Origin of the sequence: Nostoc sp. PCC 9305 (assembly GCF_963920915.1) — a bacterium.
Taxonomy (GTDB): domain Bacteria; phylum Cyanobacteriota; class Cyanobacteriia; order Cyanobacteriales; family Nostocaceae; genus Nostoc.
Window position 1 is genome coordinate 1 of record NZ_CAWUDN010000198.1, and the last position, 6,064, is coordinate 6,064.

6 protein-coding genes are annotated in these 6,064 nt (G+C 40.2%); 2 read left to right on the forward strand and 4 right to left on the reverse strand.

Features of this window, described 5'->3' with window-relative positions; genetic code table 11:
* Positions 1-225: 225 nt before the first annotated feature.
* Positions 226-393 carry a hypothetical protein gene (locus tag ACM0OX_RS34790; protein ID WP_334715838.1) on the forward strand — a complete coding sequence of 56 codons (168 nt, stop codon included), beginning with the start codon at positions 226-228 and terminating at the stop codon, positions 391-393.
* A gap of 317 nt (positions 394-710) precedes the next feature.
* The gene (locus ACM0OX_RS34795) at positions 711-1,193 is read left to right on the forward strand and encodes a cupin domain-containing protein (protein WP_334877529.1); all 483 of its coding nucleotides are present in this window, start codon (positions 711-713) and stop codon (positions 1,191-1,193) included.
* An 18-nt stretch (positions 1,194-1,211) separates the two neighbouring features.
* Here ACM0OX_RS34795 and ACM0OX_RS34800 read toward each other — a convergent pair whose 3' ends face one another.
* The 4 genes from ACM0OX_RS34800 to ACM0OX_RS34815 form a co-directional block, all read right to left on the reverse strand.
* The gene (locus ACM0OX_RS34800) at positions 1,212-1,778 is read right to left on the reverse strand and encodes a GNAT family N-acetyltransferase (RefSeq protein WP_414519666.1); all 567 of its coding nucleotides are present in this window, start codon (positions 1,776-1,778) and stop codon (positions 1,212-1,214) included.
* A gap of 17 nt (positions 1,779-1,795) precedes the next feature.
* Positions 1,796-2,464: a DUF1345 domain-containing protein gene (locus ACM0OX_RS34805; RefSeq protein ID WP_414519667.1), complete on the reverse strand. Its 669-nt coding sequence runs from the start codon at positions 2,462-2,464 to the stop codon at positions 1,796-1,798.
* 253 nt (positions 2,465-2,717) lie between these two features.
* Positions 2,718-3,107, reverse strand: coding sequence for a DUF1499 domain-containing protein (locus ACM0OX_RS34810; protein WP_414519668.1), 390 nt, complete (start codon positions 3,105-3,107; stop codon positions 2,718-2,720).
* Positions 3,108-3,317: 210 nt separating this feature from the next.
* The coding region (locus tag ACM0OX_RS34815; protein WP_414519670.1) for a putative Ig domain-containing protein at positions 3,318-6,064 on the reverse strand (2,747 nt) is incomplete at its 5' end.

The following is a 6,064-nucleotide window of genomic DNA, read 5'->3' on the forward strand; positions in this document are numbered from 1 at the left end:
GGATCAAAAGGCTGTGGTGCAACTCTAGAAGACTTGTGTGTACACCGTAGCCCAAGCTTGGGAGAGGGATTTAGGGTGAGGGCTTTTGATTCATGTAAGAAGTCTAATTTCTCTTCTTTCCTTTAGAAATTAAATATGTATTTTTTATTTTTCTTCAGAAATTTGCCATTTGCAACTTGATGTTATAAATTGGTGCTCAGATTTTAATCAGAGATTTATTTACCAATGAAAACCCAACAATTCAGTTCAACAACCTTAGAAAATAGACCTACCAAGACCAAAAAACAGTCTTTTCCTGGTAGGAGTATTGGTACTCCTAAAGTACCATTTCATAAATGCCATAAAATAGTACAACAACATGAGTTACTTAGTGACTGGGAACACGCAAGTTAATTTAGTAACGTACTCTAGCTAGCTACGATCTAGGCTGATGTACTACTCTCGGTATCCAGTAAGACATTAACTGATACCAATTCTCTATGAAGTTGCACTTAATAACCAGGTGATGATATAATCCCATCCACAATAGAAAGCGTAGTTTACCGCCGTAGGTCTTACCCTGAGCCTGTCGTTCGCGGAGCGTCTCGTAGAGAAGGGCATAGCTTCTGCTGAGATAGAACCCTTGAACCTGTTTTAACTTCCGTCTTAATTGATCTTTAGGCCCCTCGCTTATTCGCCATCAAATTTTCTTAGCACCTTGGTATCAAGAAATGGAAAAGTATTTAGTCACCAAAGAAGAGATTGAGTCTTATGAAGGACTAGAAAAAACACATTTTCTCAACTCCAATGCTCGCAGACTGAATAAGTCTTTAGGGGATTTGACAGGTTTAAAAAATATCGGTTTCCACATCATTGAAGTAGAGCCTGGACGTGAATCAACGGAGCTTCATATGCACTATCACGAAGAAGAGTGCGTATACGTTCTTGAGGGAGAAGCTGAGGCAACAATTGGAGAAAGCGTTTATCCAGTGAAAGCAGGAGATTTTATTGGATATCGCGCTGGTGGTAAGCCGCACAACCTGAAAAACACGGGCAATTCTATATTCAAATGTATAGTAGTTGGTCAAAGGCTAGACCATGATATCGGTGATTATCCAAATTTGCAGAAGCGTATATATAGGAGCAAAGGTTTAAAGTGGAATCTCGTCGATATGGAAAATATAGCTGAACCAGTAGCAGGTAAGAAGGCATAACAGGTAGAATGCATTTCCTCATGATTTCTTTGGCTCTATTGCCATGAGCCAACAATCAGAGTATTCTCCTTCATGCAGTTCATTTGCAGGCAATAGCTTTACTTTCACAAAACCACATTTTTCATAGCAGCGAATAGCACGATAATTATCAACGTGCGGATCTATGACAATTTTATGAGCTTGACACTGTTCAAAAAGATAGTTGATAAATACTGACAGCATTTTTGTACCAATTCCCTTGTTCCAATAGTCGGTTTCGCCGATGAACAAGTCAATCGCATAAACCCGATCGGTTTGGTCGAGATGATACAATTGTCTATCAGTTTCCGATAAGTCATTGAGCGTACAATACTGCAAATAACCAATGGGAATATTTTGGTAGTAGAGGAGGCACGGAATAACTGGCTCATCTCCTCTAACCATCGGTTTATAAGTTTCTATAATTCTTTCTAAGGGAAAAAGATTATCTCTTCCTTCATAAAATTCTAAAACTTTTGTATTAGTTAACCATTTTGCCATCAACTCATAATCATATATTTCATCTTGCATCAGACGAATAGCTATTTCACCGTTTTGAATCAGCATATCTTGTCTATATATTTTTAAATCAGGGATGCAATGATATTAATACTCATAGCTAAAATGGTGGTATTGAAAAAGAAAGATAAGATGCCATGTAACAGAGTCAAGCGTCTCATATCGGGTGATGTTGTCTGCACATCTGAAACTTGACTAGTCATGCCGACTACAAATGAATAATATAAAAATTCCCAGTAGTCTGGATAGTCGTTATGAGGAAAATCTAAACCTCCGGTGATTTCTTGACTATGATTACGATTAATATATTTGTAATAGCTGTGTGCATATTGCACTGCAAACATTGTATGCACTAGTAACCAGGAACCGACAATGGTCATAATTGAAAGTATGACATGTAGGGTAAGCAGAATTGTTGACAACCCTTTTTTATCAGTTAATAAAAACCCAATAGCTAAAACACTGGCACACGCCGCAGCAATCACCAGCATAAATATAGCCAAATGTCCTTCATATTCACTCTCAGCATAACGGCGAATTTTTTCTGGGTTAGCCTCGATCATTTTCCACCAAGTTATAGCTAAGAAAAAGTCAATACCGGAGTTCCAAGCGCAGAGAATACGAGTAGGTAAATGCAGAGAATGCGGCAGGATTACTAAAACTAATACAGCGAGTCCGATAGCAACTATCAGTCGGGGTCGGGAGTCAAAGTTTTTAAATAAATTAAGTTTCACAAATATTGCGATCGCAGAGTTTAACTAATTCGTAATTCATAATTTTCGGTGAAATATCACACCACATTTCACAATCGTCATTCCAGATTTTACTAGGGTCTGAATCCACACAAGTAGATGGACAAAAATATTTACAACCATTGCAAATTAAGTGAAGCAATCCAATATTTTGCTAATGTCTTACTCGTAATCACATTGTGTAATTAATTTTGCCCAACTACTCCTTTATCTTCCTAGTTAGTTCAATTACAAATTACTTGAAATTGGCTCTAATCGTCTCTATTCGTTTACGATTAACACCCAAATCACTTTGACCTAAACGTGAAGCTGAACGCACGTGGATAACATTGGCACTCCGGTCTAGATAGAATTCTACATCATCCACAAATCCCAGTAAAGCACTTTTAAATTCTGCATATAAATAATCTTTACTTTCGGTAATGATTTTGGTTCTTGGTAAAGACTCAATAATCTGTTTAAGATTAGTAATTGCTTCTTCTGGAGTAGATGTAAAAGTCAGTGGTGCAATTTTGTGAGATGCATCTGTACTCTGACTAGAAACGCAGTTAGGGGAATTAGGGCAGGATGCTAATTTACCGTTGCTAATACCTAAATTATTTGGTCGTTTGCCAGCAAAAACCATAATTATGTCTCCGGGTAAGTGAATAAATATACTCTCACATATTTGTTTGAATCACTGTAATACTTTGCTGTAATCGCATCTTCTGTCACTAAAACATCGGTGATGCGATCGCTCTTTATGACTCATATTTGACTTTTTCAGAAAAAAAGCCTGTACTTATTGCTCAATAAAGCTTACAGGCCATATTACATCTATACGAGTCACTTCAGACTAGGCGATACTCAAATTAACTCGGACAATCAAATCGTTGTAATCTCGATCGCCGCCATTTGCCAAATCCTCAAAGCCAAAAGCGTTATTCCCTAACAGACGAATATGATCTGCTTTGTCAGTGTTAGCGCCCAAGAAGGAGAAGTAAACCACCGGATCGTTATTGGGATTGCTATCAAGAATTGCATCAGTCCCAGCATTAACGATGATAAATGGTACGAAAATAGCACCAGGTTGAAAAGTGCCTGTAAAACTTGCTGTACCTTCGTTAGCCACACTCAAATCAATACCAGCGACACGGTTACTAATAGCAGCTTGAGTATAACCCGCCTGTCCAACCAGCACATCTGCTGTACCATCGCCATTGGTATCGATGCCACCATTCTCATCAGCGATCTGATAAAAGCCGACAAAGTTGTTAAAAGCTGCTTCTCTATGAACCACAAATTCGGCTTTCACCAATTGTTTCACATCCCGTAAATCAATTAGTTCGGGTTCATATTTTCCTTGAAGACCAGTACCTAGAGGTGGATCTTGCTCTGTTGCTTCAATCTTGAAAACCAAATTCTGGAAGTTGAGAGAGAACCCTTTATCGTCCACATTCGTATCCGAGGAAAAAAGCACCTGAGAAAACGGGGTTTGTCCAGATAGCACCGCCTGAGTAGTGCTGCTACGGATTAAATAAAATCTTAGATTGCTCTCAGAGTTGAACTCCAGTAGCCTGCTTAGGTCAGTGGGATTAAAACCATTGGGTAGTTTGGCAAGAGATGAAAGAAGCACAGTTGCCCGTTGGAGAGCTAGTTCGGTGTAGTTTGCAGCACCAGGAGCTACGCCGTTAATCCTACCTTCTGCATCGTCAACGACAAATAGACCCAGTTCATTGACCTCTGAAGAGGTATTGCTTTTAATCTTGACTGAGAGTTTGGCTTTTTCACCGTTAACTTGATTTTTGATCGTAAAGATATCACCTGTAATTCTTGTGAGTAGGCTGATTGATTCAGTCTCAGTAGTAATCCCTTGAGCAACGGTGAGTGCAAACACATCACTGACTTCAGCCCCAACCGAATCTTTGACGATAACTTTGATGTTCAAGCTACCCAAATTATTATTCGTAGGAACGCCGTTGAAAGTACGCTTATTAGGCTCGAAGATTAACCAATTGGGTAGTGGGTCGCCGTTGTCTAAGGTAGCAGTGTAGGTCAGAGTATCTTCAATATCTACATCGCTAAAAGTGTTTTCAGGGATGGTGAAGTTAAAGGTAGTTTCTGCCGTAACTTTTTGGTCAGCGATCGCCTGCTCTACAATTGGTGGATTGTTGGCTTTAGCAATTGTGAGTGCAAATACATCACTAATTTCAGCCAGAGCCGGATCTGTGGCGGTGACTTTAATATTCAAGCTACCCACATTATCATTCGTAGGAGTGCCGCTGAAGGTAAGCTCATTAGCATTGAAGCTTAACCAACTGGGTAGTGGATCGCCATTATCTAAGGTAGCAGTGTAGGTCAGGGTATCTTCAAGATCCACATCGCTAAAAGTGTTTTCAGGAATGGTGAAGTTGAAGGTAGTTTTTGCTGTAGCTTTTTGGTCAGCGATCGCCCGATCTACAATTGGTGCGCTATTGAACTTAGCAACTGTCAATACAAACACATCACTGACTTCATCCCCAGAAATATCCTTGACAGTGACTTTGATATTCTGATTACCCAAATTCTCCATCGTCGGAGTACCACTAAAATTCCGGGTAGCAGAATTAAAAGTTAGCCAACTGGGCAGTGGATCGCCGTTTTCGAGAGTAGCAGCGTAGGTGAGGCTATCGCCAGCATCGATATCAATGAAAGTATTTTCTGGGATAGTGAAATTAAACTGCGTATTGATGACTACCTTTCGATTAGCGATCGCCTCAGCTACCTCTGGTGCATCGTTAACGTTCTTAACAGTGAGTGCAAAATCATCACTGACTTCAACCCCAAAAATATCCCTAGCAGTAACTTTAATGTTGAAGTTACTCACATCCGCATTTAAGGGAGTGCCATTAAAGGTTTTGGTCGCAGCATTAAAACTTAACCAACTGGGTAGAAGATCGCCGTTTTCGAGAGTAGCAGTGTAGGTGAGGCTATCGCCAGCATCGACATCAATAAAGGTGTTGTCTGAGAAAGTGAAATTGAAAACCGTGTCTTCTGTTGCTTGTTTATCTGCGATCGCCTGAAATACCTCTGGCGGATCGTTGACGTTGTTAACAGTGAGTACAAAAACATCATTCGCTTGAGCAAGAGCAGTATCTGTGGCGATAACTTTAATATTTAAGCTACCCACGTTTGCATTCAAGGGAGTGCCACTGAAGGTTTTGGTCGTAGCATTGAAGCTTAACCAACTCGGTAGAGAATCACCATTTTCGAGAGTGGCAGTGTAGGTGAGAGTGTCGCCAGTATCGACATCCTTAAAGGTGTTGTCTGGGATAGTGAAATTGAAACCCGTGTCTTCTGTTGCTTGTTGGTTAGCAATTTCATTCACCACCTCTGGCGAATCGTTGGTGTTGTTAACGGTGAGTACAAAAACATCACTGACTTGAGCAAGAGCAGTATCTGTAGCGGTGACTTTAATGTTCAGGCTGCCCACGTTTGCATTTAAAGGAGTGCCACTGAAGGTTTTGGTCGCAGCATTAAAACTCAACCAACTGGGGAGTGGGTCGCCGTTTTCGAGAGTCGCAGTATAAGTGAGAATGTCGCCAGCATCGACATCAATAAAGG

Bases quoted from the DNA above. Each gene is read 5' to 3' on its own strand.
- ACM0OX_RS34795 (WP_334877529.1), top strand. From the start codon at position 711: ATGGAAAAGTATTTAGTCACCAAAGAAGAGATTGAGTCTTATGAAGGA.
- ACM0OX_RS34800 (WP_414519666.1), bottom strand. From the start codon at position 1,778: ATGCTGATTCAAAACGGTGAAATAGCTATTCGTCTGATGCAAGATGAA.
- ACM0OX_RS34790 (WP_334715838.1), top strand. From the start codon at position 226: ATGAAAACCCAACAATTCAGTTCAACAACCTTAGAAAATAGACCTACC.
- ACM0OX_RS34810 (WP_414519668.1), bottom strand. From the start codon at position 3,107: ATGGTTTTTGCTGGCAAACGACCAAATAATTTAGGTATTAGCAACGGT.